The 26,812-nt window shown below is 60.7% G+C and carries 28 protein-coding genes and 1 tRNA gene; 16 read left to right on the top strand and 13 right to left on the bottom strand.

The window, feature by feature from the left end; translation table 11 throughout:
- Positions 1-135 precede the first annotated feature (135 nt).
- Genes AC25BC_RS21275 through obgE form a run of 4 tightly spaced genes read right to left on the bottom strand, consistent with a single transcriptional unit; the run spans position 136 to position 4,317 of the window.
- Positions 136-870 (bottom strand): nicotinate-nucleotide adenylyltransferase, encoded by a 735-nt coding sequence (locus tag AC25BC_RS21275; protein WP_050563532.1) that lies wholly within the window; start codon positions 868-870, stop codon positions 136-138.
- Positions 791-2,074: a glutamate-5-semialdehyde dehydrogenase gene (locus AC25BC_RS21270; RefSeq protein WP_012759483.1), complete on the bottom strand. Its 1,284-nt coding sequence runs from the start codon at positions 2,072-2,074 to the stop codon at positions 791-793. Before AC25BC_RS21270 ends, AC25BC_RS21275 begins: the two co-directional genes overlap by 80 nt.
- Entirely contained in the window at positions 2,067-3,236 is a 1,170-nt protein-coding gene (gene proB / locus AC25BC_RS21265) for a glutamate 5-kinase (protein ID WP_012759482.1), read from the bottom strand. The genes AC25BC_RS21270 and proB overlap by 8 nt, the downstream gene beginning before the upstream one ends.
- Positions 3,223-4,317 carry a GTPase ObgE gene (obgE, locus tag AC25BC_RS21260; RefSeq protein WP_012759481.1) on the bottom strand — a complete coding sequence of 365 codons (1,095 nt, stop codon included), beginning with the start codon at positions 4,315-4,317 and terminating at the stop codon, positions 3,223-3,225. The genes proB and obgE overlap by 14 nt, the downstream gene beginning before the upstream one ends.
- Positions 4,318-4,401: 84 nt before the next feature.
- Between obgE and AC25BC_RS21255 the strand changes: the two genes are divergently transcribed.
- Positions 4,402-5,268 (top strand): endonuclease/exonuclease/phosphatase family protein, encoded by an 867-nt coding sequence (locus tag AC25BC_RS21255; protein ID WP_012759480.1) that lies wholly within the window; start codon positions 4,402-4,404, stop codon positions 5,266-5,268.
- Between the two features lie 92 nt (positions 5,269-5,360).
- Here AC25BC_RS21255 and AC25BC_RS21250 read toward each other — a convergent pair whose 3' ends face one another.
- The 4 genes from AC25BC_RS21250 to rplU form a co-directional block, all read right to left on the bottom strand.
- The gene (locus tag AC25BC_RS21250) at positions 5,361-5,948 is read right to left on the bottom strand and encodes a GNAT family N-acetyltransferase (RefSeq protein WP_041935599.1); all 588 of its coding nucleotides are present in this window, start codon (positions 5,946-5,948) and stop codon (positions 5,361-5,363) included.
- A complete protein-coding gene (locus AC25BC_RS21245) occupies positions 5,945-6,601 on the bottom strand; it encodes a GNAT family N-acetyltransferase (RefSeq protein ID WP_003543911.1) in 657 nt (218 codons plus the stop codon). Before AC25BC_RS21245 ends, AC25BC_RS21250 begins: the two co-directional genes overlap by 4 nt.
- Positions 6,602-6,727: 126 nt before the next feature.
- Positions 6,728-6,997 (bottom strand): 50S ribosomal protein L27, encoded by a 270-nt coding sequence (gene rpmA / locus AC25BC_RS21240; RefSeq protein WP_003543909.1) that lies wholly within the window; start codon positions 6,995-6,997, stop codon positions 6,728-6,730.
- Positions 6,998-7,030: 33 nt separating this feature from the next.
- Positions 7,031-7,348 carry a 50S ribosomal protein L21 gene (gene rplU, locus AC25BC_RS21235; protein WP_012759478.1) on the bottom strand — a complete coding sequence of 106 codons (318 nt, stop codon included), beginning with the start codon at positions 7,346-7,348 and terminating at the stop codon, positions 7,031-7,033.
- 304 nt (positions 7,349-7,652) lie between these two features.
- Here rplU and AC25BC_RS21230 point away from each other — a divergent pair.
- Positions 7,653-7,742, top strand: a tRNA-Ser gene (locus AC25BC_RS21230).
- Between the two features lie 206 nt (positions 7,743-7,948).
- Here AC25BC_RS21230 and AC25BC_RS21225 read toward each other — a convergent pair.
- Entirely contained in the window at positions 7,949-8,509 is a 561-nt protein-coding gene (locus tag AC25BC_RS21225) for a DsbA family protein (RefSeq protein WP_012759477.1), read from the bottom strand.
- A gap of 34 nt (positions 8,510-8,543) precedes the next feature.
- Complete coding sequence (locus tag AC25BC_RS21220; RefSeq protein WP_012759476.1) at positions 8,544-9,980, bottom strand: DUF6880 family protein; 1,437 nt, start codon at positions 9,978-9,980, stop codon at positions 8,544-8,546.
- A 201-nt stretch (positions 9,981-10,181) separates the two neighbouring features.
- Here AC25BC_RS21220 and AC25BC_RS21215 point away from each other — a divergent pair, with 201 nt between their 5' ends.
- Positions 10,182-10,436, top strand: a complete 255-nt coding sequence (locus AC25BC_RS21215) for a DUF2934 domain-containing protein (RefSeq protein WP_012759475.1) — start codon at positions 10,182-10,184, stop codon at positions 10,434-10,436.
- A 33-nt stretch (positions 10,437-10,469) separates the two neighbouring features.
- Here the strand turns inward: AC25BC_RS21215 and AC25BC_RS21210 are convergent, their stop codons facing one another.
- Both AC25BC_RS21210 and AC25BC_RS21205 read right to left on the bottom strand, forming a co-directional pair.
- Entirely contained in the window at positions 10,470-11,039 is a 570-nt protein-coding gene (locus AC25BC_RS21210; RefSeq protein WP_012759474.1) for a GNAT family N-acetyltransferase, read from the bottom strand.
- A gap of 156 nt (positions 11,040-11,195) precedes the next feature.
- On the bottom strand, positions 11,196-11,840 hold the full coding sequence (locus tag AC25BC_RS21205) for a ThuA domain-containing protein (protein WP_012759473.1): 645 nt from the start codon (positions 11,838-11,840) through the stop codon (positions 11,196-11,198).
- 264 nt (positions 11,841-12,104) lie between these two features.
- On the opposite strand from AC25BC_RS21205, the gene galE reads away from it, so the two are divergent.
- Entirely contained in the window at positions 12,105-13,088 is a 984-nt protein-coding gene (gene galE / locus AC25BC_RS21200; RefSeq protein ID WP_012759472.1) for a UDP-glucose 4-epimerase GalE, read from the top strand.
- Positions 13,066-14,625, top strand: a complete 1,560-nt coding sequence (locus AC25BC_RS21195; protein ID WP_012759471.1) for an alkaline phosphatase family protein — start codon at positions 13,066-13,068, stop codon at positions 14,623-14,625. Before galE ends, AC25BC_RS21195 begins: the two co-directional genes overlap by 23 nt.
- Before the next feature lie 133 nt (positions 14,626-14,758).
- Here AC25BC_RS21195 and AC25BC_RS21190 read toward each other — a convergent pair whose 3' ends face one another.
- Positions 14,759-15,256: a DUF1993 domain-containing protein gene (locus AC25BC_RS21190; RefSeq protein WP_012759470.1), complete on the bottom strand. Its 498-nt coding sequence runs from the start codon at positions 15,254-15,256 to the stop codon at positions 14,759-14,761.
- 375 nt (positions 15,257-15,631) lie between these two features.
- On the opposite strand from AC25BC_RS21190, the gene AC25BC_RS21185 reads away from it, so the two are divergent.
- From AC25BC_RS21185 to AC25BC_RS21135, 11 genes are all read left to right on the top strand, one after another.
- The gene (locus AC25BC_RS21185; protein ID WP_012759469.1) at positions 15,632-16,561 is read left to right on the top strand and encodes a sugar ABC transporter substrate-binding protein; all 930 of its coding nucleotides are present in this window, start codon (positions 15,632-15,634) and stop codon (positions 16,559-16,561) included.
- Between the two features lie 68 nt (positions 16,562-16,629).
- Positions 16,630-18,171, top strand: a complete 1,542-nt coding sequence (locus AC25BC_RS21180; protein ID WP_012759468.1) for a sugar ABC transporter ATP-binding protein — start codon at positions 16,630-16,632, stop codon at positions 18,169-18,171.
- 34 nt (positions 18,172-18,205) lie between these two features.
- A complete protein-coding gene (locus tag AC25BC_RS21175; protein WP_012759467.1) occupies positions 18,206-19,231 on the top strand; it encodes an ABC transporter permease in 1,026 nt (341 codons plus the stop codon).
- Positions 19,232-19,377: 146 nt separating this feature from the next.
- The gene (locus tag AC25BC_RS21170) at positions 19,378-20,436 is read left to right on the top strand and encodes a dipeptidase (RefSeq protein WP_012759466.1); all 1,059 of its coding nucleotides are present in this window, start codon (positions 19,378-19,380) and stop codon (positions 20,434-20,436) included.
- A 37-nt stretch (positions 20,437-20,473) separates the two neighbouring features.
- Positions 20,474-22,117, top strand: coding sequence for an ABC transporter substrate-binding protein (locus tag AC25BC_RS21165; protein ID WP_012759465.1), 1,644 nt, complete (start codon positions 20,474-20,476; stop codon positions 22,115-22,117).
- A gap of 18 nt (positions 22,118-22,135) precedes the next feature.
- Positions 22,136-23,203: an ABC transporter permease gene (locus AC25BC_RS21160; protein ID WP_012759464.1), complete on the top strand. Its 1,068-nt coding sequence runs from the start codon at positions 22,136-22,138 to the stop codon at positions 23,201-23,203.
- Positions 23,200-24,135, top strand: coding sequence for an ABC transporter permease (locus AC25BC_RS21155; RefSeq protein WP_012759463.1), 936 nt, complete (start codon positions 23,200-23,202; stop codon positions 24,133-24,135). Before AC25BC_RS21160 ends, AC25BC_RS21155 begins: the two co-directional genes overlap by 4 nt.
- Positions 24,132-24,965, top strand: a complete 834-nt coding sequence (locus tag AC25BC_RS21150; protein ID WP_012759462.1) for an ABC transporter ATP-binding protein — start codon at positions 24,132-24,134, stop codon at positions 24,963-24,965. The genes AC25BC_RS21155 and AC25BC_RS21150 overlap by 4 nt, the downstream gene beginning before the upstream one ends.
- The gene (locus AC25BC_RS21145) at positions 24,962-25,711 is read left to right on the top strand and encodes an ABC transporter ATP-binding protein (RefSeq protein WP_012759461.1); all 750 of its coding nucleotides are present in this window, start codon (positions 24,962-24,964) and stop codon (positions 25,709-25,711) included. Before AC25BC_RS21150 ends, AC25BC_RS21145 begins: the two co-directional genes overlap by 4 nt.
- Before the next feature lie 163 nt (positions 25,712-25,874).
- A complete protein-coding gene (locus tag AC25BC_RS21140) occupies positions 25,875-26,063 on the top strand; it encodes a hypothetical protein (RefSeq protein WP_012759460.1) in 189 nt (62 codons plus the stop codon).
- A 125-nt stretch (positions 26,064-26,188) separates the two neighbouring features.
- Positions 26,189-26,353, top strand: coding sequence for a hypothetical protein (locus AC25BC_RS21135; RefSeq protein WP_003543858.1), 165 nt, complete (start codon positions 26,189-26,191; stop codon positions 26,351-26,353).
- The last annotated feature ends 459 nt before the right edge of the window (positions 26,354-26,812 follow it).

Here is a 26,812-nt window from a genome sequence, read left to right as displayed (position 1 = left end):
TAGGGTCGACAACACTCCTCCTCCCAGTTGTCGATCGAGTTTATAAGCCCGACGGATCCTCCCCCGTCGGGCTTTCTCGTTTTCGGGATCTTCTGAAATCAGGCCGGCGCATGCGTCTTGCTGGGCGGCGGCGCTCTATTCGACGTCGCCGTGCGACGAGCCGTTGCGGATTGCCGTCGAGCTCAGGCCGGAGCGTGGTCCGTGGATGAAGGTCCAGGCCGGTGCACGTTTCTTCCAGAGAACACGGGCATCATCCTCGTCGACACGGGCGAAATCGAAGGTCCTGGCCATTTTCGAGGACAGGAAGGACAGCGTCGCGCCCGGCCGATCGATCACCGCGATCGGGAAGGTGCGGGCAATTTCCTGCCATTTCTGCCATTTGTGAAAGGTCTGCAGGCTGTCTGCGCCCATGATCCAGATGAAATGCACATGTGGATTACGCGCCTTGACGCGGGCAAGCGTGTTGGCGGTGTAGCTGGTGCCGAACGCCTGTTCGAAGGCGGTGACCTTGATGCGGGGATCGGCGGCAACACGTTCGCTTTCGGCGAGGCGCTCGGCGAGTGGTGCGAGCTGGTTGCGGCTCTTTAGCGGATTGCCCGGGGTGACCATCCACCAGAGCTGGTCGAGGCCGAGCCGCTTGAGAGCGATTTCGGCGACGAGCGCGTGGCCCTGATGCGGCGGATTGAACGAGCCGCCGAACAGACCGACGACCATGCCGCGCTCGCTGTGCGGCATGCGGAGATAGTGCCGGTCCACATTCTCGATCGCTACGTCAGGCTCGGTCGTCACGTCAGGGCCGCGTCTGTCCGGCACCGTGCACCCGATATTTGAAAGAGGTGAGCTGTTCGACGCCGACGGGGCCACGGGCATGCATCTTGCCGGTGGCGATGCCGATTTCCGCACCCATGCCGAACTCGCCGCCATCGGCAAACTGTGTCGAGGCATTGTGGAGCAGGATCGCCGAATCGACTTCGGTGAAGAAACGCGCCACGACGTCGGGGTCCTCGGCGATGACGGCCTCGGTGTGGTTCGAGGAATATGTCTGGATATGGGCGATAGCGCCCGATATGCCGTCGACGACGGCAACTGAAATGATCGCGTCGAGATATTCGGTCGACCAGTCCTCCTCGGTCGCGGGCTTCAAACCCGGTGCGACCTTCAGCACTGTTGGCGAAGCGCGGATCTCGCAGCCGGCCTCCGTCAGAACCTCGAGCAGCGGCGTCAAATGCGTACCGATCGCGGCGCCATCGACAAGCAGGGTTTCGGCTGCGCCGCAGATGCCGGTGCGGCGCATCTTGGCATTGACGATGATCCTCTTCGCCATCTCGATATCGGCCGAGGCATCGACATAGATATGGCAAAGGCCTTCGAGATGGGCGAATACAGGCACGCGGGCCTCGCTCTGCACGCGGGCAACCAGGCTTTTGCCGCCGCGGGGCACGATGACGTCGATCGCCCCGTCGAGGCCGCGCAGCATAGCGCCGACGGCAGCGCGGTCGGTGACCGGCACAAGCTGGATAGCATGCTCTGGAAGTTCCGCCGCCTTCAATCCTTCGACAAGGCAGGCATGGATAGCCTGCGATGAACGGCGCGAGTCCGAGCCGCAGCGTAGGATGACGGCATTGCCCGCCTTGAGGCAGAGGGCGCCGGCATCCGCGGTGACGTTCGGGCGGCTTTCGAAGATCACGCCGATGACGCCGAGCGGGGTGCGGACGCGCTCGATTTTCAGCCCGTTCGGCCGGTCCCAGGCAGCGATGACTTCGCCGACCGGATCTGCAAGGGCGGCGATGGCGCGGATTCCCTCGGCCATCTCGGCGACGCGCTTGTCGTTCAGCGTCAGCCGGTCGACGAAGGAAGCGAGCGTCTCGGTGCCTTCGATATCCTTCAGGTCCCTGGCGTTCTCGGCAAGAATATGCGCCTTGTTCGCTAGGATCGCATCGGCCATGGAATTCAGCGCGCTGTTCTTCGCCTCAGTGGACGCAAAGCTCAGCGGTCGCGCGGCAGCCTTTGCCTTGCGGCCGATGTCGTTCATCAGCACATCAATGTCAGGGCTTGGCGCAACGGTATCAAGCATAGCTCGCGTCCTTCTTCTGCCTTTCCGATTTCGAACCGATCTGCGCGGTCATCACCATGTCGTCGCGATGGACCATGGCGGCGCGCCCGGCATAACCGAGGATGGCCTCGATCTCCGCCGACTTGCGGCCGGCAATCCGACGGGCGTCGTCGGCATCGTAGCTAACAAGGCCGCGGGCGATCTCGCGGCCGGCCGGGCCGATGACCGCCACCGTATCGCCGCGGCTGAAGAGGCCGGAGACGCTGCGCACGCCGGCGGGAAGCAGGCTCTTGCCGGCGCCGAGGGCTGTGACGGCGCCGTCATCGACATGCAGTTCGCCGGCCGGCTGCAACTGGCCGGCAATCCAGGTCTTGCGGGCGGTAACGGGTGTGCCCGACGGCGCGAACCACGAGGAACGCGCGCCGTTTTCGATTGCCGACAGAGGATTGTCGGTCTTGCCGGAGGCGATGATCATGGCGCAGCCTGATGCCGTCGCAATCTTGCCGGCATCGATCTTGGTGCGCATGCCGCCGCGCGAAAGCTCGGAGGCCGCACCGCCGGCCATCGCCTCGATCTCGGGGGTGATTTCGGCAATCGTTTCCAGGAACGTCGCGTTCGGATCGAGATGCGGCGGCGCGGTGTAGAGGCCGTCGATGTCGGAGAGAAGGATGAGCAGATCGGCGCCGGTCATCGTCGCGACGCGGGCGGCGAGGCGATCATTGTCACCATAGCGGATCTCGCTGGTGGCGACGGTGTCGTTTTCATTGATGATCGGCACGGCGCCGATCTTCAAAAGCTGATTGATGGTGGCGCGCGCATTGAGATAGCGGCGGCGCTCCTCGGTATCGCCGAGCGTCAGCAGGATCTGACCGGCGACGATCTCGTCGCGTGACAGGCTCTCCGACCAGGCACGAGCCAGCGCGATCTGGCCGACGGCGGCGGCCGCCTGGCTTTCCTCCAGCTTCAGCGCGCCCGAGGGCAGGTCGAGCACCGAGCGGCCGAGCGCGATTGCCCCCGAGGAGACGACGAGCACATCGATGCCTTTAGCCTTCAGGCCTGAGATATCGGCGCACATGGCGTCGAGCCAGGCCTTCTTCAGCCCGGCCTTGCGGTCGACCAGAAGCGCAGATCCGATCTTGATGACGATGCGGCGGTAGCGGCCAAGCGGCTTACGGCTGGTCATCGTCCTCGTCCCCACCCTTGTCCTCGCCCTCATCGGTGACGACCATGTCGCGATGGCGCAGCTTCGGCACCTTGGCCGGCTTCTCCTCGGTATTGGCTTCGACGATGATGTCGCGCAGCGCACGCAATACCTCGGTCATGCCCTTGCCGGTGACGGCCGAAATCTGGAACGGCGTCTTGCCGCAGGCCTTGGCCAATTCCTTGGTCTTCTTCTTCAATTCAGCATCGTCGAGCACGTCGATCTGCGACAGCGCCACGATCTCCGCCTTGTCGGTCAGATCGTTTCCGTAGGCTTCGAGTTCGTGCTTGACCGTCTTATAGGCCTTGCCCACCTTTTCTTCCTGGGCGGAGATGAGGTGGAGCAGCACGCGGGTGCGCTCGACATGGCCGAGGAAACGGTCGCCGATGCCGACCCCTTCATGGGCGCCTTCGATCAGGCCCGGAATGTCGGCCAGGATGAATTCGCGCTCGTCGATCGTGGCTACACCGAGATTAGGATGCAGTGTGGTGAAGGGATAGTTGGCGATTTTCGGCCGGGCCCGGGTGACCGATGCCAGGAAGGTCGACTTGCCGGCATTCGGCATGCCGACGAGGCCGGCATCGGCAATCAGCTTCAGGCGTAGCCAGATGGTCTTTTCCTCGCCGGGCAGACCGGGATTGGCCCAATCCGGCGCCTGATTGGTCGAGGTTTTGAAATGGGCGTTGCCGAAGCCGCCATTGCCGCCATGGGCGAGACAGTAGCGCTGGCCTTCGACGGTCAGGTCGCAGATCAGCGTTTCCTGATCTTCCTCGAAGATCTGGGTGCCGACCGGGACCTTCAGCGTCACGTCGCTGCCGTTGGCGCCGGTGCGGTTCCTGCCCATGCCATGGGTGCCGATCGTCGCCTTGAAATGCTGCTGAAAGCGGAAATCGATCAGCGTGTTGAGGCCGTTAACGGTCTCGACCCAGACGTCGCCGCCGCGTCCGCCGTCGCCTCCGTCAGGGCCGCCGAACTCGATGAATTTCTCGCGTCGGAAGGAAACGCTGCCGCCGCCGCCGTCCCCGGACTTGATATAGACCTTTGCTTCGTCGAGAAATTTCATTTTACTTCCAATATTCAGTGGCAGTTGGACGGCCCGTCTTGGCCCATTCGATATAGGCGGTTCCGACGGAGGTCAAAGATTATCGTGAATTTTGCGAGCTATAACATACAGTACGGCTTCGGTCTCGACGGCAGATACGATCTGGCGCGCATTGCCCGGAGCCTCGAGGGTGCCGATGTCATCGCGCTGCAGGAGGTGACCCGCGGCTTCTCCCGCAACGGTTTTGCCGACATGGCAGCCGATGTTGCAGCCTTCTTTCCCGACTATTTCTGGGTGTATGGGCCAGCCTGCGACATGCATGTCGAAGCTGATGAAGGCGGGTTCCAGCCGGTGCGCGGGACCCGTTTCCAGTTCGGCAACATGGTGCTGTCGCGCTGGCCTGTTGTCTCGACCCGGACGCTGCTTCTGCCGCGCAGCCGGACGATCGGCAAGATCAACCTGCAGCGTGGCGCGACCGAGGCGGTGATCGACGCACCCGGCGCTGCGATCCGCGTCTACTCCGTCCATCTCGACCATGTCTCTGCCGACGAGCGCATCCGCCAATTGGAATTCTTGAACGCGCATATCAATGCCTTCGTCCAGGAGGGTGGGTCGCTGACGGGGGGTGGTGAATTCGACCTGCCGGAGCCGCCGCTGCCGGAGGATTATGTCATCATGGGGGATTTCAACATGGAGCCGGAATCGCCGGAATATTGCGCGCTTGCCGGTGCTGGCGGCGGATATTACGGCCGTGTGGCGAGGATCGGCACGCCGGTCGACGCTTTTGCGGCGCTGGAGGCTTACTCTCCGGAGAGCTACAGCTGGATGGATCCCGAAGATCACGGCAAACGCATGCATCTCGATTATTGCTTCGTCAGTTGCGGCCTGCAGAGCCGGTTGAAATCCGCCCGGATCGATACGCAATCCGTCGCTTCCGATCACTTTCCTCTATGGGTCGAGATCGGCGTTTGATGGAGACGCCGCCAGTACGGCGACGTCTCCTTTCTAGTTCTGGAGCATGATGTTGTCCGAAAACCGCGTACACTTTTCGGCACCATGCTCTATCAGGCGACCTTTCGCGGCTGCAGCATGCCAGGCTGCAGCACGGTCTCGATGTGCGACACCATGGTATTGCGGGCGAAACAATAGATTTCGCCGCAGCCCGTCATGCGGAAACCGAGCTTCTCCTGCAGTCGCAGCGAAGCCGGGTTGTCGGCGAAAACGCCGGAATGAACCGGCGTCTCCGGCATGCGGCGCGAGAAGCGCTCGATGATCGCCGCCACCGCCTCACTCATATAGCCGCGCCGCCAGTAATAGCGGTTCAGCCAGTAGCCGAGGTGCCAGCGACCGTGGCGCAGCTCGATCGAGACGTTGCCGATATGGACGTCGTCCTTATCGGTGATCGCCAGCGGCCAGTCGGGCAGGGTGCCCGAGGTGACCGGGATCAGCCAGTCCAGCGCATCCTGCCGGTCGAACGGCGCGGGTACGCGGGACAACATGCGCGTGACCGCGAAATCCGAGAGCGATTCCGCGATCGCAGGCGCATCGCTCAGCCTGTGGGGGCGGAGCGTCAGCCGGGCGGTCGAGATAACCGGCGCGGGGCCGGGCATCATCGGCTTGACCTCCGGCCTTTGCAGCGCAGTCGTGCTCATGCGATGTTCCCCCAGCTTCGGAGGGACATCCAGGTCTTGCGGTCGAGCCTGTACCATTCGACCGGCACGTTGCTGCCGAGCGCCAGCGAGGCGGCGAGCCCCGATCCCTGGAACTGGAAGCCGCACTTCTGGATGACGCGGCGCGAGGCGACGTTCATGACCCGGCAACGGGCGTCGATCTGATCGACGTCCTGACGGGTCCTGAACACCATATCGACCAGGGCATGGCAGGCCTCGGTGGTATAACCCTTGTTCCAATAGGGCTCGCCCAGCCAGTAACCGATCTCGACGGTTTTGCCGTCTGTTTGCGGCTCCACGCCGCAGCAGCCGATAAAGGCGCCGTTTTCGGCTTTGGTGATCGCATAGACGCACTTGCCAATCTCGCCATTTTTCGTGCGACGCACGAAGTCGGCAGCATCATCGGCGGTATAAGGGTGCGGCATACGCGATACCATGGTGGCGACTTTGGCGTTATTGGCGAGATGGGCAAGGGCGTCGATGTCTTCTTCGTGGGGCGCGCGCATGACGAGCCTTTCCGATAACAAGACAGGGCAATCGGTCCTTAACCGTTCCGGCCTCAGCCGCTCCGTGGAAGACCGCTGGTCTTCCTGGGGAGACCGTGATTGGTCTACCCTTAACAATTCGCCTTGCATGGTTCAGTCCTCCTTGAGGGGTAAAGAAAAAGGGGAGATGGCGCCCCATCTCCCCTGTTTTCTAGACTGAACCTGATACGGCCAGCCGGGTCGATGAGACGCCGGCTGTTTTTGAGCGCTACCGGCTTATTCCGCTGCTTCCGCTTTCGGCATGACAGACACGTAGACGCGACCGTTGGCCTTGGTTCGGTAGTTCACATTGCCGGCGGTAAGCGCAAAAATCGTGTGATCCTTGCCGAGGCCGACGTTGGAACCCGGATGCCACTCAGTTCCGCGCTGACGCACGATGATGTTGCCTGCGATGACGGCTTCGCCGCCGAACTTCTTCACGCCAAGGCGCTTGGACTGAGAATCGCGACCGTTGCGCGATGAACCGCCAGCTTTTTTGTGTGCCATTGGAGTTCTCCTTTAAACCTTGTCCCGTTGATCTTACTTGGCAGCCACGATGTCCGTGATACGGACGACCGTGTGATGCTGACGATGGCCGCGCGAACGCTTCGAATTCTGACGGCGGCGCTTCTTGAAGGCGATGACCTTCCTGCCGCGGTTCTGTTCGACGACTTCTGCCTTGACAGAGGCGCCGGTTACGAAGGGCGCACCGATCGCAGCGTCGGCGCCTTCGCCGATCACGAGCACTTCGGTGAATTCAATGGAGTCGCCAGCGGTGGCTTCCAGCTTTTCGATGGTCAGCACGTCGTTGGCTGCCACACGGTACTGTTTACCGCCGGTCTTGATGACTGCGAACATTTTTTATCCTTTCATGTTCGTTCCAGCGCTCCCCGCTAATTGAGCAGGTGGCTGTCTTTTTATCAGTCGAAGTTAAGCAGGGATTTCAGAGGTCTAATCCTCGAACTCGTCCTGCCGGTGAAGCCCCGCGCGAGCGCGGGATTGCCAAGGCGCGGATTTCTCCAAACCTATTGCGCAGCCGGGATACGCGAGTGACAAAAAGGTGTCAAGGCAAAAGGATGGAATGCTTCGACTTTTCGGCTTGCCAGCCTGTCATTTGCCCGTTATGAGAACGCCCGCGCCGAACAAGCGCCGACCAGACCGCGGAGAGGTGGCAGAGTGGTCGAATGCACCGCACTCGAAATGCGGCATACCTGCAAGGGTATCGTGGGTTCAAATCCCACCCTCTCCGCCATAAGCTTCCCGGGATTATCAGCGCTTTGTGATTGCCGGGATACTTCCGTGACTGGCCGGTAGGATCGCATCCATCCCAGGGCCACACCCGCGGTGTTTCCTGAAGTCCAAAGTTGGAAAATCCCTGCTGCTTGCACTGATTCCTGCATGGTATTCATGGCAGGAGACAAATAGGCGGGCGGGACCGTCTCTGGCACTCGGCCAGCGTCAGTTGCCCAGTGCCTTCTTCACCCAGACGACAACCTCATCGCCGCTGCTCATATCTGCCTGCACCAGCCCGTCGATCATGAAGGTTGGCGAGACGTGGATGCCGTTCTGCCGGGCATATTTGCAGTGCCACTTGATCTCCCGGTCGAGATCCGGGGTGGCGAAGGCCTCTTTCAACTTGACGCCGCTGTAGCCTTCCAGGCGCTCGATGATCTGGTTCGGCGTCGCATCCATATTTGGGCCGCCGGCATGGCGTTCAAACTCGAACTCCTCGCGATGGGCCGCAATGGCTGATATCACTTTCTTTGCTGTCTGCTTGCCGCCTTCCAACGTTGAGGCTGCGATGATGCAGCGGACGAGGACACCCGAATACATATGCCAGGGTTGCGACTGCAGGCGGATCTTCACGGTGATCTTGTCTTCGCCGGCTTGGCTCAGCAGGTCATCGAGCTTGTTGAACGTTTTGACCGAATAGGGGCAAGTCGGCTCCAGAAAGGCTTCGAAGATGCGGGGTCCAGTGCCCCAAGTCAGTGGATCGGCGTGCCAGGCGGTGGTCGTCATGGAATTCCTCCGAAGGTGATATATCTGAAGCGACTTAGGTCACCAGGCTCCAGAAGCCATGCCTCTTGCCGTGTCGACGCTTAAGTTCTGCGACATAGATGTCATGGGGTCTTGTGTCGCCGAAGTCATTGATATGAGGCGCAAGCGATGCGCAGTCCGCAAGATGCCTCGCCGCATGCTTATAGCGGCTGGACCGGCCGCTATCGAGCGCGAAATCGATCATGGAGCGCAAGAGGATGGTTGCCGCAAGCGGATGTTTCTCCGCCAGAGCTTCGGCCGCCGCCGGCATCAGCTCATAGAGATTGCCATCCAGTTCCGCCTTCCGCCTCATCACGAGTTTCGCTGCCTCGGCGGGTGCCGGCCAATTCAGGAAAAATGTAAGCGCCTGGTGGACCTCCGGGAAAGCCTGGGCATAAGCGAATGCCTTCTCCTCTGCCTCCAGATCATCGAAGTCCGGCAGTCGCTTGAGGAAGGCGCGGAGATGCTGATCGTGCAGCGACTGCTCGAAGCACGTCCATCTATAGGTTTGAGCTTCCTCTCGCCGCCCCAGGGCCTCGAGCGTCTCGACGCGCGCGCGCTGCCATTCGAATGGCATGCCGGCCTGGCCTGTCGCATCGACCTCATTCAGCACCTCAATTGCCTCCTTGGACCGGCCGGCCGAGACCAGGCGATTGGCGATGTCGGCCGCAATCATCGGCATCTTGCGCGTTTTCTCGGGTTGCAGAGCGATGTAGTCATCAACATCGCCCTGGGCATCGGCAATTTCCTGCAAGGCTATGCGCACCGTCAGATCTCGCTGAGTGCCGTAGATCTCATCTTCGTAAAGGGGGCCTGCGCTGCCCCAGCCGATGATCTCGCGCTTGTCATTAGCCGGCTTGTCTTTCGGCTCCTTTGACCATTGGACGAAGAGGGTTTTCAAGCAATCGAGACCATCCTTGCCGAGAGCTGGCGCCATCGCCGCAATCAGGTTGTCGTACTGGCCGTAACCATCGTCTTGGACGGCTTTAAACACCTTGTCGGCCAGGACATTGGAGCCGATCTTGGCGGAGGCGGCGATTGCGGCAGCATCCTCGCAAGCCTGATGAAAACTTTGGATGAGAGAACTGCTGCTGTCACTGGATCTCTCAAAGATCGGATTCGCCAATGCGAGGAACTGCCAAATTAGGTCGAACGCCTCCTGGGGATCATCGGCGGCAACCGTCTCTGCGATCGTCTTGCGCTGCGTTTCCAGGTCGTTCTTCAGCGCTTTCACTTTGCGCCAGTTGATGACGGTGCGGGCGCGGGCAATGCTGACAAGTCGCTTTCGCACCTCACGCGCCACCTCGGCGCTGCCGTGATTGCCGGCAAGCTCCATTCGAAGCCGTCGCTTGTGGGCAGCACTGCCCATGCTGATCTCGATCAGCAGCTCGGCAAGGCGCTGCGCACCAAGGGATTCGAGATTCTTCGCATTAAGTGTTGTCTTGGCTGCCATCGGTCATCGCTGTCGTTTCTGCGGTTGACCCTACCCTGCAGGCGATACGAGGCCAAGGTCCCGGAATGTGTGCACGGGATAATCCCTCGGGCACCTCGGATTAGCTAAAAACTAACGCTGCCTCGTAACGACTCCTAAAGCCGGTTTTGGCACCTTGTTGCTTGTCGAATATTGCTTCCAAATTTCTCGCTGGGGTTGATTATGAGTCATAATAAAGACGCCTGGGTCAGCCAGCGCGCTTATTCACTATGGGAATCGGAAGGCAGGCCGGATGGGCGTGGGGAAAGCCATTGGGCGCAGGCGCTGCGGGAGTTCGAACAGCTGGAGCTGACGAAGGCCTCGCCTGATGGAAACGACCTCATCGAGAAGCTGAAGGCAGCCGGACGGCTGCTGCGGATTTATGACGAGGCGGCTCCCGCCGTCGAGAACGACCGGCAGATCAAGGCGGCCCGCTAAGCCATATTATCAATCCCTGGGTTGCCGAAATATTCAGCGGCATTCCAGACGGACCACAGGTCTGGCCGGCAGGCGTCTTGCCACTTCGGTGAAACCGGCATCCAGAAACATCGATAGCGTTCCCGGATAAAGCTCGGCTCGGTTCGAAGCACGGGCTGCCTGGTCGACGGGATAGGCCTCGAGACATTCGGCGCCGTTTGCCGTCGCAAATTCGACCGCATTTTTCAGCAATAGTTGCGATAATCCCTGTCGCCGGAACGGCTTGCGGACGATGAAGCAATTGATCGACCAGACCGGCCTGTCATCGACCGGCGCAAAGGGCTTTGAACGGCGCAGCCGGTCGAACACGACGCGCGGTGCGACCCCGCACCATCCGGCCGGCTCATTGTCGTGATAGCCGAGAATGCCGGGCGGACGCCATTCGGCGAGCAGGCTTCGGAACCAGTTGCGATTTCCCTCGCCCCATCCTGCCTTGTAGTCGGCATTCGGAAGATACCAGTAGGCACAGCGACAATTCCGGCCGTCGGCGCAATCGTCGAAGACCGCTTCTATGTCGGCCAGGCGGTCGGGGGTGGCGGGGAAGAAAGAGAAGCGATCCTGCATCCGGGGAAATTATGGCGCGGGCGGACGATCGGCAAGCGGCCGCCCATGCCGGCCGATCAGCCGAGGCTGCCCTCCAGCCTGAAATGCGCGTTCTTTAGCCGCCGAAGTCGCCCGGATATCGTTGCCGATCCTCATCCGCGGGCGATCGTTCTGACGCTACTGACGTGCGGCCCAGCTCAGGCCACGGCGCAGGATGAGGGGCATGTAGGGATGGTCGAATTCGGCCGCGACATGGCCGAGGGCGGAATAGAAGATGCGGCCGGCGCCGAAATGGCGCTTGAAGACGACGGGCATCACCACATTGCGGGCCGCCGGATCGTAGGCGCCGGTGAAGGTGGTGGTCGCGAGGATTTCGACGGTCGGATCGTAATGGAGATAATATTGCTCCGAACGATAGTCGAAATCGGGAATGCCCTCCATGACGGGATCGTCCTGGCGGGTGACGGCAACGCGAAAGTCGATGATATTGCCGGGATGGGCGACCCAGGTGACGCCGGAGATATAGCGGAAAGGCGCGCTTTCCTTGAAGGATGTGGCGAGCGCGCCGTGATGGCCGGCAAGTCCGAGCCCGCCGCGCACCGCTTCGACGAGGCCGATGGCATGCTCCTTCTCAAGCTTTTCGCCGGTAATGATCGGCACCAGCAGATCGGCTTTCGCCAGCGTCGGAGATCCGAATACGCCGAGATCGCCGGTCACCTCGACGGTAAAATCGTCCTCGCGCAAGAGATCGGCGACGATATCGGCACATTGCTCCGGCTCATGGCCTTGCCAGCCGCCCCAAACGACCAATGCCTTCCTCATTCGCGCTCTCCTGTCTGATGGCTGCGGACCGTTGATCATCACATGGTGGTGCAAGCGCCTTAGATCGGGCCGCTATGCAAATCACGCGAATAATTTATGCTTCCTTCTGATCCGGCATATATTGCGCAGGCGGATCGCACCCGGTCGAACGTGGCTTCGGCATTTGACGTATTGTCCGTTGACGCCGATCGCAGTTCCTTCTTTTTATTGACGTGTATCTCGTCTAGGTTTCTCCCATCTCTCAACGAAAAATAAGGGTGGTGCATGGCAGGTGAAACGGTTCTTGTCGTCGGCGGCGCCGGCTATATCGGCTCGCATACGTGCCTCGACCTGGCGAACAAGGGCTATACGCCTGTCGTCTTCGACAATTTTTCGAACGGCCATCGCGAGTTCGTCAGATGGGGGCCGGCCGAGGAAGGCGATATTCGCGATCGCACCCGGCTGGACGAGGTGCTGGCCAAACACAAGCCGGCGGCGATCCTGCATTTCGCGGCGCTGATCGAGGTCGGCGAATCGGTCAAGGATCCGGTTTCCTTCTACGAGAACAATGTGATCGGCACTTTGACACTGCTTTCGGCGGCACAGGCGGCCGGCATCAACGCCTTCGTATTCTCCTCCACCTGCGCCACCTACGGCCTGCCGCAGAGCGTGCCGCTCGACGAGACGCACCGGCAGGTGCCGATCAATCCCTATGGGCGGACGAAATATATCGTCGAACAGGCGCTTGCCGATTACGACCAGTACAGGAGCCTGCGCTCGGTGGTACTGCGCTATTTCAATGCGGCCGGCGCCGATTTCGAGGGCCGGATCGGCGAATGGCATCAACCGGAAACGCATGCAATACCGTTGGCGATCGACGCGGCACTCGGCCGCCGTCAGGGTTTCAAGGTGTTCGGCAGCGATTACGAAACACGCGACGGCACCTGTGTGCGCGACTATATCCACGTGCTGGATCTTGCCGATGCGCATGTGCGCGCCGTCGAATATCTACTGAAGGGCGGCGATTCCGTCGCGCTCAACCTCGGCACCGGCACCGGCACGACAGTCAAGGAATTGCTCGGCGCGATCGAGGACGTATCGAACCGGCCTTTCCCGGTCGAATATATCGGCCGTCGCGAAGGCGATTCGCATACGCTGGTCGCCAATAACGACAAGGCGCGCGACGTGCTCGGCTGGGTGCCGCAATATGATCTGTCCGAGATCATCCGCTCCGCCTGGGACTGGCATGCAAAATCCAACCAGCATTGAGCCAACCAGCATCGAGAAAGCGCGCCGGCCGAACGTCCTGCTGATCACGGCGGATCAGTGGCGCGGCGATTGCCTGTCGGCTGTCGGTCATGCCTGTGTAAAGACACCTGGCGTCGATGCTCTGGCGCGGGAAGGCACCCTGTTCCGGCGGCACTATGCCGGCGCGGCGCCCTGCTCACCGGCGCGGGCCACGCTCTATACCGGTCTCTATCAGATGAACCACCGGGTCTGCCGCAACGGTTCGCCGCTCGATGCCCGCTTCGACAATCTGGCCCTGGCCGCCCGGCGGGCGGGATACGACCCGACGCTGTTCGGCTACACCGATACGGCGCCCGATCCGCGCGGGATGGATGGCGGCGATCCGCATCTAACGAGCTACGAAGGCGTGCTGCCGGGCTTTACGGCCCGCCAGCTTCTGCCCGAGCACGAAAGACAGTGGCTCTCCTGGCTCAGGTCTCGCGGCCATGCCGATGCCGTCAGCCGCGATATCCATATTCCTGTTGGTGCTGGAGCCGGAGAAATTTCAAATGCGGCGCCGGCCTATTCGCGCGACGAGACCCAAACGGCTTTCCTGGCCGGCGAGTTCATCCGCTGGATGGGCGAACAGGACAGGCCGTGGTTTGCGCATGTCTCTTTCTTACGTCCGCATCCGCCGTTCTCCGTGCCGGAGCCGTTCAACCGGATGGTCAAGCCAGGCGAGGGACCGGCTTTTGCCCGCGCGACAAACCGCGAAGCGGAACCGGTCAGCCATCCCTACCTCGCCTATGCCATGCCGCGCGCTGACAAGGGCAGCTTTATCCACGGCGCAACGGGGCCGCTCAGCGGCTGGAACGCCGAGGATTTCGCCGCGATCCGGGCGATCTATTACGGCATGATATCAGAGGTCGATGCGCAGCTCGGCCGCATCTGGCAGGCCCTCAAGGATGCGGGCGCCTGGGACGATACGCTTGTTGTCTTCACCTCTGATCACGCCGAGATGGCGGGCGATCACTGGATGCTCGGCAAGGGCGGTTTCTTCGACGGCAGCTATCATATTCCTCTGGTGATCCGCGATCCCGCAAGCAGTGCTGCGGGTGGGGTCGTCGACAAATTCACCAGCGCTGCGGATATTTTTCCGACACTTTGCCAAAGGTTTGGCATCGACGCGAAGAACGGGCTCGATGGCCGGTCGCTCATGCCGTTCGTCAGGGGTGGCAGCGGAAAGGGCTGGCGGGACGCGGCATTTTGGGAATTCGATTTCCGCGACATTGCGCATGGTGAGGCCGAGCAGCATTTCCGGCTGCGGTCCAACGAATGCAATCTCGCGGTGATCCGCGACGCGCGGTTCAAATATGTGCATTTCACCGCCTTGCCGCCGCTGCTCTTCAATCTTGCCGACGACCCGATGGAACTCGACAATGTCGCGGCGGATCCGGCCTATGCGGCGATACGGCTCGACTATGCCGAGAAGCTGCTGTCGCTCCGCGCACGCCATCTCGATCAGACTCTCGCCTATACTGAGCTGACGGAAAGAGGGCCGGTGACGCACCGGCCCTGATATTATAGCGCCGCGTGTCTTTTTAAGATCCACAAAGGACGCTGTAACACTTTGAATCGCTCCATAATTTTATCCTTAAATCGATTCCGATTTAAGGAATTATGCAGTGGTCTAGCCGGGCCGAACCGGGGGTTCAGCCGAGATAATCGCGTTTGCCGATCGGTGCGCCTTGGTTGCGCAGGATGGCGTGGGCCGTCGCGACATGGAAATAGAAATTCGGCAGGGCGAAGGTGGCGATATATTCGTCACCCGGCAGTACGATACCACTCTTTCCCGGCAGGGTGATCTGGCGGGTTTGCGTGCCTTCCAATGCTTCCGCCGAGAAGCCGGCGAGATAGGCTTCGGTCTTTGCCAGGCGCTCGCGCAGGTCGTCGAACGTCGTTTCGTTATCCTCGAACTTCGGGGCGTCGGTCGCCGTCAGGCGGGCGAGCGCAAATTTGGCGCTGTCGCTGGCGCGCTGATACTGGCCGGAGAGCGGCAGCATGTCGGGCGCCAGGCGAGCGGCGGCTAATATGGCGGGATCGATATTCTTTTCCTTCGCATAGGCTTCGGCCTTGTCGAGGTAGGTTTTCAGACTGGCGAGGCCGCGCTGGAACATTGGAACGGTGAGGCGATACATCGAAATGGACATTTGTCCTGTCTCCAAAATCTTCAAATGATTGGGTCGCGGCGAGAGGTCGAAGGCGCCTGCGGCCGTGAGCCTGCCTTCGATCCTCCCATAGATGGATGCTCGCTTGGTCTTTCACAACACGAGGAATGTGGGCGTCGGTCGTGAGGCCCCGCGGCATTTCGTTCTCATCCATATCTCGTCGCCGCTAAAGATACTTGACGCCGTTCCCAGAAAATGGAATGAATATTCCGCAGAACAGATTTAACGGTTTGTTTGTTCCGTTTTGCGGAGCGCCGCGGGAGAGGTGGCGCAGGGGAATTGCGGCTTCAGAGCAAATGCCTGGAGCTCCGGCGTGAGGAGGGTGCAGCCGGGCACCGCTTTGTGGAGGAAGTGAAAATGAAAAAGTTTATCCTGGGCACTGCGATGGCGCTCGTCATGTCGACGGCCGCTCACGCGGAAACTGTCGGCGTCTCGATGGCGAAATTCGACGACAATTTCCTGACGGTTCTGCGCAACGGCATGACCGATTATGCAAAGACACTGAGCGGTGTGACGCTGCAGGTCGAAGACGCACAGAACGACGTTTCCAAGCAGCAGAGCCAGATCCAGAATTTCATCGCCTCCAAGGTCGATGCGATCATCGTCAACCCTGTCGATACCGATGCGACTACGGCAATGTCGAAGCTCGCGGCCGATGCCGGCATCCCGCTGGTTTACGTCAACCGTCAGCCGGTCAACGTCGACACGCTGCCGGACAAGCAGGCCTTCGTCGCATCCAACGAACAGGAATCCGGCACGCTGGAAACCAAGGAAATCTGCCGCATTCTCGGCGGCAAGGGCAAGGCCGTCGTCATCATGGGCGAGCTTTCCAACCAGGCTGCGCGCATGCGCACCCAAGACATCCACGACGTCATCAAGACGGATGAATGCAAGGGCCTGGAGATCGTCGAAGAGCAGACGGCCAACTGGGACCGCACCCAGGGCGCCGACCTGATGACCAACTGGCTCTCGAGCGGCATCGAATTCGACGCCGTGATCGCCAACAACGACGAAATGGCGATCGGCGCCATTCAGGCGCTGAAGGCGGCCGGCAAGGATATGACCAAGGTCGTCGTCGGCGGCGTCGACGCCACGCAGGATGCACTTGCCGCCATGCAGGCGGGCGATCTCGACGTCACGGTGTTCCAGGATGCCGCCGGCCAGGGCAAAGGCTCGCTGGATGCAGCGCTCAAGCTCGCCAAGGGCGAAAAGATCGAGAAGAAGGTCTACATTCCCTTCCAGCTCGTCACGCCTGCCAACGTCAAGGACTTCGTCACCAAGAACTGAGGCGAACGCTAAGAGGATGCGGGCTTTGTCCGCATCCTTTTCGCCTGCCCGTATCCGGAGGAGATGATATGGCCGTCAGCCCGACAACCATGGCCGCCGTGCGCGCGAGCGGCGCGGTCCCGAATGCGGAATATCTCTTGAGCGCCGAGGGTGTCCGCAAGGAATTTCCTGGTGTCGTCGCACTCGATGACGTGCAGTTCCGGCTGAAGCGCGCCTCCGTGCATGCGCTGATGGGCGAAAACGGCGCCGGCAAATCGACATTGATGAAGATCCTCGCCGGCATCTACACGCCCGATAAGGGCGATATTCGGCTGAAAGGGATCGAGATCCAGCTGAAGTCCCCACTCGACGCGTTGGAGAACGGCATTGCCATGATCCATCAGGAACTGAACCTGATGCCGTTCATGACGGTTGCCGAAAATATCTGGATTCGCCGCGAACCGAAGAACCGCCTCGGCTTCATCGATCACGGCGTGATGCATCGCATGACCGAGGAACTGTTTACTCGGCTCAATATCGCCATCGACCCCGATATCGAGGTCCGCCACCTCTCGGTCGCCAACCGGCAGATGGTCGAGATCGCCAAGGCGGTTTCCTATAATTCCGACGTGTTGATCATGGACGAGCCGACTTCGGCGCTGACGGAGCGCGAAGTCGAGCATCTTTTCCGTATTATCCGCGACCTCAGGGCCCAAGGCATCGGCATCGTCTACATCACCCACAAGATGAACGAGCTTTTCGAGATCGCCGACGAGTTCTCCGTCTTCCGCGACGGACGATATATTGGCACGCATGCCTCGACCGACGTCACCCGCGACGACATCATCCGCATGATGGTCGGGCGCGAGATCACCCAGATGTTTCCCAAGGAAGAGGTGCCGATCGGCGAGGTCGTGCTCTCCGTCAAGGATCTTTGTCTCAAGGGCGTCTTCAACAACGTCTCCTTCGAGGTCAGGGCCGGCGAAATCCTCGGTGTGGCCGGCCTCGTTGGCTCCGGCCGGTCGAATGTCGCCGAAACGCTGTTTGGGGTGACGCCGGCAAGCTCCGGCTCGATCGAGCTCTACGGCAAGCCGGTGACCATTTCTTCGCCGACCGAGGCCATCCGCAATCGGATGGCGTTCCTGACTGAGGACCGCAAAGATACCGGCTGCCTGCTGATCCTCGATATTCTCGAGAATATGCAGATCGCCGTTCTACAGGACAGATACGTCAAGGGCGGCTTCGTGCAGCAGGGCGCAGTCGAGGCAACCTGCGAAGACATGGCAAAAAAGCTGCGCGTGAAAACGCCCAATCTTTACGAGCGGGTGGAAAATCTTTCGGGCGGCAATCAGCAGAAGGTGCTGATCGGGCGCTGGCTGCTCACCAATCCGCGCATCCTCATCCTCGACGAGCCGACGCGTGGCATCGATGTCGGCGCCAAGGCGGAAATCCACCGGCTGGTCACGGAGATGGCGCGAGATGGCGTGGCGGTGGTGATGATCTCATCCGAGATGCCCGAAGTTCTCGGGATGAGCGATCGCATCATGGTCATGCACGAAGGACGCGTGACCGGTTTCCTCAATCGCGACGAAGCAACGCAGATCAAGGTGATGGAGCTGGCTGCGCAGTGATGCGTTGACGGCGATTGCCCAAGGGAGGTTTGACATGACTACCAAGGCAGCAGAGGGCGCGGCTCCGCTCGCAACCCGGCAAAGGCGGCGGCGCATACCGACGGAGCTCAGCATTTTCCTCGTGCTCGTCGGCATCGCGCTCATCTACGAAGTGCTCGGCTGGATGTTCATCGGCCAAAGCTTCCTGATGAATTCGCAGCGTCTGACGATCATGATCCTGCAGGTCTCCGTCATCGGCATCATCGCCGTCGGCGTCACGCAGGTCATCATCACCGGCGGCATCGACCTTTCATCAGGGTCGGTCGTCGGCATGACGGCGATGATCGCAACAAGCTTTGCTCAGTCCTCCACCTGGGGACGAGCCGTTTTTCCCTCGCTGACCGACCTGCCGGCTTTCGTGCCGATCGTCGTTGGTCTGCTGATCGGGGCGGCGGCCGGTCTCGCGAACGGCGCGCTCATCGCCTACACGAAGATCCCGCCGTTCATTGCCACGCTTGGCATGTTCGTTTCGGCCAGGGGCGTGGCGAAGTGGTATACGAAGGGGCAGCCGGTTTCCGGGATCACCGAGCAGTTTCATTTCATCGGAACGAAAGCCTGGCCGGTTGTCGTCTTCCTGGTGGTTGCGCTGATCTTTCATATTGCGCTGCGCTACACCCGTTATGGAAAGTTCACCTATGCCATCGGCGCGAACCCGCAGGCCGCACGCGTTTCCGGCATCAACATCGAGGCGCATCTCGTCAAGGTCTATGTGATTGCTGGATTGCTCGCCGGCCTTGCCGGTATCGTCACGGCGGCACGTGCTGAAACCGCACAGGCCAGCATGGGCGTCGGATATGAACTCGACGCGATCGCCGCGACCGTCATCGGCGGCACCTCGCTCACCGGCGGTGTCGGGCGCATCACCGGCACCGTCATCGGCACGATCATTCTCGGCGTCATGACCTCGGGCTTCACGTTCCTCAGGATCGACGCCTATTACCAGGAGATCGTCAAGGGCCTCATTATCATCGCGGCTGTCGTCATCGACGTCTACAGACAGAAGAAACGCCGCAAGCACTGATTTCTGGCATGCAATGATTTTTTACGGGAGCTTCGGCTCCCGTTTCATTTCAGCATCGACGGATTTCTGAAAAAAGAGGTGGCGAATTCCGTCAGCTTTTCTATTCTGCCGCTTCATTCGCCCGCCCGGGCAGCGCAGGAAGACAGATGCAATTCGTATTTGACGGTCACAACGACGTTCTCCTTCGACTCTGGACACATTCAAAAGACGGCAGCGACCCGATCGCGGAATTCGCAGACGGCACGACGGTCGGCCATATCGATGCGCATCGGGCTAGAGAGGGCGGTCTTTCAGGCGGCCTCTGTGCCATCTATATTCCCTCGGGCGATCTCGTCTTCGCCGATCCGGATGCCCACGGCCGCTATATGACGCCGATGGCGGCCCCTCTCGATCCGCTGCCTTCGCTTGCCATCGCCAATGAAATGGCGGCGATTGCGCTGCGGCTCGACCAGGCCGGCGCCTGGCGGCTCTGCCGGACGGTGAAGGATATCCGCGGCGCCATGGCGGACGACATTTTCGCCGCCGTCATGCATATGGAAGGCTGCGAGGCGATCGGCGCCGATCTCTCGGCGCTCGAGGTGTTCTACGCGGCAGGGCTGCGGTCGCTCGGGCCGGTCTGGAGCCGGCACAATGTCTTCGGTCACGGCGTGCCCTTCGCCTTCCCGATGTCGCCGGACACGGCGCCGGGCCTTACCGATGCCGGCTTCGCGCTGGTCAGGGAATGCAATCGCCTCGGCATCCTGATCGACCTTGCCCATATCACCGAGAAGGGTTTCTGGGACGTGGCGAAGAAGACGGACCAGCCGCTGGTCGCCAGCCATTCCAATGCCCACGCCCTGACGCCGGTCGCGCGCAACCTGACGGACAGGCAGCTCGATGCGATCCGCGAAAGCCGCGGGCTCGTCGGCATCAACTATGCCACCGCCATGTTGCGTGCCGACGGCCGCTCAGACAGCGACACGCCGCTTGCCGACATGATCCGCCATATCGACTATCTTGTGAATCGCATCGGCATCGACTGCGTGGCGCTCGGATCGGACTTCGACGGGGCCACCATTCCGGAGGAAATCGGTGATGCAGCCGGTAATCAGAAGCTGATTGCCGCTCTCAGAGAGGTTGGCTATGCTGACGCCGACCTGGCAAAACTTGCCCGTGAAAACTGGCTTCGCATTCTGGCCCAGGCTTGGCGGGAGGACCACGCCTAAGCCTTTCGTATTCAATCAAAAAACAGGGGAACAGACCATGATGATGACCAAACTCAGCCGCAATTTTCGCCTGCTTTCCGCGGGAGCCGCTCTTTCGCTCCTGATGATGGCGGCACCCTCGGCCTTTGCCGAGACACCGAAGGATACGCTGGTCGAAGGTTTCGCCATCGACGATATCATCACGATGGATCCGGGTGAGGCTTTCGAGCTTTCGACCGCCGAAATCACCACCAACAGCTACAGCCTGCTCGTCCGTCTCGACATGGACGACACGTCCAAGGTGAAGGGCGATCTGGCCGAGAGCTGGAGCGTTTCCGATGACGGCCTTACCTATACGTTCAAGCTGAAGTCAGGCCTGAAATTCGCCTCCGGCAACCCGATCACCGCCGAAGACGTCGCCTGGTCGTTCGAGCGTGCCGTCAAGCTCGACAAGAGCCCAGCCTTCATCCTCACCCAGTTCGGTCTGACCGGCGATAACGTCGCGGAAAAAGCCAAGGCGGCCGATGCCGGCACTTTCGTCTTCACGGTCGACAAGGCCTATGCGCCGAGCTTCGTGCTCAACTGCCTGACGGCAACCGTCGCTTCCGTCGTCGACAAGAAGCTGGTGCTGGAGCATGTGAAGGCGGTGGCGCCCGATGCCGACCACAAATACGACAACGACTTCGGCAATGAATGGCTGAAGACCGGCTATGCCGGCTCCGGCGCCTATAAGATGCGCGAATGGCGCGCCAACGAAGTCGTCGTGCTGGAGCGCAATGACAATTATTATGGTGACAAGGCAAAGCTCAACCGCGTCATCTACCGCTATATGAAGGAAAGCGCTGCCCAGCGGCTGGCGCTCGAAGCCGGCGACATCGATATCGCCCGCAACCTCGAGCCGGGCGACATCGACGCGGTTTCGAAGAATGCGGATCTGGCGACAACCAGTGCGCCGAAGGGCACGATCTATTATGTCAGCCTGAACAACAAGAACGAGAACCTGAAGAAGCCGGAAGTCCAGGAAGCCTTCAAATATCTGGTCGATTACGATGCGATCAGCGCAACGCTGATCAAGGGTATCGGCGAGATCCATCAGACCTTCCTGCCAAAGGGTCAGCTCGGCGCACTCGATGAGAATCCCTACAAGCTCGATGTCGCCAAGGCCAAGGAACTGCTGGCCAAGGCCGGCGTACCCGACGGTTTCTCGATCACCATGGACGTACGCAACAGCCAGCCGGTGACCGGTATCGCCGAATCGATGCAGCAGACGCTGGCGCAGGCCGGGGTGAAGATGGAAATCATCCCCGGCGACGGCAAGCAGACGCTGACCAAGTACCGCGCGCGTACGCACGACATGTATATCGGCCAGTGGGGTTCGGACTATTTCGACCCGAATTCCAATGCCGACACCTTTACCGGCAATCCTGACAATTCCGATGCCGGCACGGTGAAGACGCTCGCATGGCGCAACACCTGGGAAGCGCCGGAACTCGACAAGCAAGCCAAGGCAGCCCTTCTGGAACGCGACGCTGCCAAGCGCGCCGCCATATATCAGGACATCCAGAAGAAGTATCTGGCAAACAGCCCCTTCGTCTTCATCTTCCAGCAGACCGAGGTGGCCGGCTACCGCAAGAGTGTGAAGGACTTCAAGCTGGGTCCGAGCTTCGACACCAATTTCGTCGGTCCGATCGCCAAGGAATAGTCCGGCAGGATTGGTCGCTTGAGCACCGTCGAAACAACGCAGGAGGCGCGGCCCCGAAAGGGCCGTGCTAGGGCCTTTGCAAAGGCGTTAGGGCGGTTTCTGTTTGCCGCCGTCACCACCTATCTCGGCCTGCTGGCCGTCACCTTCTTCATCGGCCGCGTCGTGCCGATCGATCCCGTGCTCGCCATTCTCGGCGACCGCGCGCCCAACCACGTCGTCGAGCGGGTACGACAGGAGATGGGCTTCAACCTGCCGCTCTATCAGCAATTTTTCCTTTATATCAAAGGCATCCTGTCCGGCGATTTCGGCAATTCGGTGCTGACGACCAATCCTGTCATGGTCGATATCCGCCGTGTCCTGCCGGCGACAATCGAGCTCGCAACGCTCGGAACGCTCATCGGCGCCCTCGTCGGCGTACCGCTCGGCGTTCTCGCCGCAGTGCGCCGCGGCAGCATTGCCGACCAGGTGGTGCGCGTCGTCGGCCTCGTCGGCTACTCGGTGCCGATCTTCTGGCTGGCGCTGATCTCGCTCGTCATCTTCTATGCGCGGCTGCGCTGGGTGGCCTTTCCCGGCCGCATCGACATCGTCTTCGAATATACGTTCACGCCGATCACCGGCCTCTACCTGCTCGACAGCGCCTGGCAAGGGCAATGGGACGTCTTCTATGATGTCTTCCGCCACATCATCCTGCCTGCCTCGCTGCTCGGCTATTTCTCGCTCGCCTATATCAGCCGCATGACGCGCAGTTTCATGCTGAACGAGCTTTCCCAGGAATATATCGTTGCCGCGCGCGCCAAGGGGCTTTCGGAAACGCGGGTGATCTGGGGGCATGCGCTGCGTAATGCCGCCGTGCCGCTCGTCACCGTGATTGCGCTTTCCTATGCCGGCCTGCTTGAAGGATCGGTGCTGACCGAGACCGTCTTTTCCTGGCCGGGCATCGGGCTCTACATCACCAATTCGCTGCAGAACGCCGATATGAACGCCGTGCTCGGCGGCACGATCGTCATCGGTACGGTCTTCATCGGCATCAACCTTCTGTCCGATCTTCTCTACCGGACGCTCGATCCGAGGACGCGAAACCGATGACGGCCAATGCCAGCCCATCTCCTGCGATGAGCCGCCGCGAATGGCTGCTCTCCGACCGGCCGCAATCGCGCCTGCAGGCCCGCCTCGGCCGCACCTATGTCACCTGGCGGCAGTTTACGGCAAATAGGCTCGCCGTCGTCGGCCTGCTGATCATCGTGGCGCTGCTTTTCATCGCCGCCTTTGCCGATGTGCTCGCCACGCACAATCCCGTTGTCGGCGATCTGCGCAATGCTCGGCTGCTGCCGCCCGGCACGGGGGAATTCTGGCTCGGTTCGGATGACCAGGGCCGTGATATCTATTCGCGGCTGATCTACGGATCGCGATTGACGCTGCTCGTCGTCGTGCTCGTCGCCGTCATCTCGGCGCCGGTCGGGCTGATCGTCGGCACGGTCTCCGGTTATGCCGGAGGCTGGGTGGATGCGACGCTGATGCGCATCACCGATATTTTCCTCGCCTTTCCGAAGCTGGTGCTGGCGCTCGCCTTCGTCGCAGCCCTCGGTCCCGGCATCCAGAACGCGATCATCGCCATCGCCATCACCTCCTGGCCGCCCTATGCCCGCATCGCGCGCGCCGAGACGCTGACGGTTCGGCGTTCCGACTATATTTCGGCGGTGAGGCTGATGGGAGCCTCGCCGCTTCGCATTATTGTGCGTCATGTCATGCCGCTCTGCATTTCCTCGCTGATCGTGCGGGTGACGCTTGACATGGCGGGCATCATCCTGACGGCAGCCGGTCTCGGTTTCCTCGGTCTGGGGGCGCAGCCGCCGCTGCCGGAATGGGGTGCGATGATCGCCTCGGGACGGCGCTTCATCCTCGATCAATGGTGGGTCGCAGCGATGCCCGGCATCGCCATCCTCATCGTCAGCCTCGGTTTCAATCTCCTCGGCGACGGCTTGCGCGACGCGCTCGATCCAAAGGAGAGCGGCCAATGACGACGCTTCTGACGGTCGATAACCTCAAAGTCAGCTACCCCACGCGCACCGGCGTGATCGAGGCCGTGCGCGGCGTCTCCTTCACGCTCGGCAAGGAAAGGCTCGGAATCGTCGGCGAATCCGGTTCCGGCAAGTCTCAAACCGGACGGGCAATCATGGGCCTGACGCCGAAACACGGTATCGTTACGGCCGACAGGCTTAATTTCAACGGCATCGATCTCATCAATGCGTCTGCCGGCGAAAGGCGCAGGCTGCGCGGCAAGCGTATCGCCATGATCCTGCAGGATCCGAAATATTCGCTCGATCCCGTCATGTCGATCGGACGGCAGATCTGCGAAACGCTGCGCACGCATGAGAAGGTCGGCAAGGCGGAGGCGCGCGAGCGCGCGCTCGCCATGCTGGAAGCGGTGCAGATCCGCGATCCGAAACGTGTCTTCGACCTGCATCCGCACGAGGTCTCGGGCGGCATGGGGCAGCGGGCGATGATCGCCATGATGCTGATTGCCGGGCCTGAACTGCTGATTGCCGACGAGCCGACCTCGGCGCTTGACGTGACGGTGCAACTCGACGTGCTGCGGATCATGGACAGGCTGGTGTCCGAGCGCGGCATGGGGCTGATTTTCGTCTCCCATGATCTGAGGCTGGTCTCGTCCTTCTGCGACCGCGTCATCGTCATGTATGCCGGCAAGGTCGTCGAGGAGCTGGCGGCGGCCGATCTCAAACATGCGCAGCATCCCTATACGCAGGGGCTCCTGAACTGCATGCCCGAGATCGGTGCAAACCGCCATCCGCTGCCGGTGCTCGACCGCAAGCCGGAGTGGGCGGCATGAGCGCAGCTCTCGATATCGACGATCTCAGCGTCGTCTACGACCATTTTCATGCGCTGAAGGATGTCAGTATCGCCATCGAAAGCGGCGAATCCTTTGGTCTTGTCGGCGAGTCCGGCTCGGGAAAATCGACCTTGCTGCGAGCCGTTGCCGGACTTGCACCGATCAGCGGCGGGGCGATCAACATCGATGGTGAGCCGCTGAAAGGTTCGAAGCGCAGCAAGGCCTTCTACCGGCGCGTGCAAATGGTCTTTCAGGATCCTTACGGGTCGCTACATCCGCGCCAGACGATCGATCGGCTTCTGCTCGAACCGCTTGCAATCCACGGCATCGCCGACAGCGAGAAGCGCATCGCCCGAGCGCTCGACGAGGTCGGCCTCGGCAATGGTTTCCGTTTCCGCTACCCGCACCAGCTCTCCGGCGGCCAGCGCCAACGCGTGGCGATCGCCCGGGCGCTGATCGTGGAACCGTCGATCCTGCTGCTCGACGAGCCGACATCGGCGCTCGACGCCTCGGTGCAGGCCGAGGTGCTGAACCTGCTGGAAGAGATCCGACGCGACCGCAAGCTTACCTTTGTTATGGTGAGCCATGATCTCGGTGTCGTCACCCATATGTGTGAAAGGCTCGCCGTGATGCGCAACGGCGCCGTCGTCGAGCGGCTGAGCTCACAGGCACTGGCAGAAGGCGCGGTTCACGAGGACTATACGAGAAATTTGATGATCGCGAGCAAGGGTTTCGTCAAAGCGTGAAAGCCAATCTTTTCAAACCTTTGAAAAGAAAAGACCGGCGGCGGTGTTAAGGATAATGGTTTCCTAAAAGACGACCATTCAACTAGACTATTGACAGCTGCCTTGCTTCTGTCATGATCCTGTTAACGTTTGTTAGCTTTCGTGATCGATGGAGGTTGATTGCATGTTCTTTCTCGGTGGGATGACCATGGGTTACCTCGATCCTCCTGTTAAAGCCGATTGCCGGGAACAGATTTCGGCATCCATTCCTGCGGAAAAGGACCGTCGGCTGATCGAGACTTCCTCCAACCCGCCCCAGACCGAGAACGCTGTCGAGCGCTCGTTGATCTGGGCATGGCGCACGCTCTGCTAAAAGGTCTGGTTGAATTTTCTCTTTCGTTCGCCCTGGACGGAAATTTATCTCTACCTTTGATAGACAAAATACGAATATAAGCGCGAGCCGCACAACCGGCCGAACGAGAACAACGGAGGCGACATATGGCAGATTTGGGTATTTCGCATGCTCACGTGAACCAATATGGTTCCGTACCGACCAAGAAGCCGCTCACCACGCGCCACAGGCTTCAGACGATGCTCCATGGCGCGATCTTCACCGCAGCATTCCTGTTCGTCGTAGCCATGGTTTGCGGCGTCGTCGGGTAATCCGGCGGATGACTAGCGTCGGCAGGTGCCGGCGCTGCGGCGGTTTCCGCCTTTATTGAATTCCGGAACATTAATTTGTCTCGGTTTTCCGAGACTCTTCATCATCATTCTTCTGTACTTTTTCACGCCATCCAAAGCGCGCCACGGCGAACTTGCTCATGCGTGGCGCGCAAGCCGGCCCAATTCGCCGGCAGGCGCATGATCCGGCGATTCTTCTTTCCTTTTTCTGAAATCGAAGCCGTTGATCGCCGGGACCAGGTGCCGGCACTTTCGTCATTCCGACCGCCCACGCTAGCCCGCCGGGCGAGTGGCGAACGCCTCTTGACTTGAATTATCCCGATAGTGTCCAAATTTCCGACATAGCTTTCGCGGAGAGGGTATCGATGGTCTCGATCCCCTCGGGCCACGTCCTGAACCAGGGCTTGGCCCGTTTGCATCGCTTGGCCCGAGTGTCGTTCA

This window comes from Rhizobium sp. WSM409, assembly GCF_057653825.1.
Note: the sequence above shows the minus strand (reverse complement) of the source record. Positions and strands in the feature narration are given on the sequence as shown.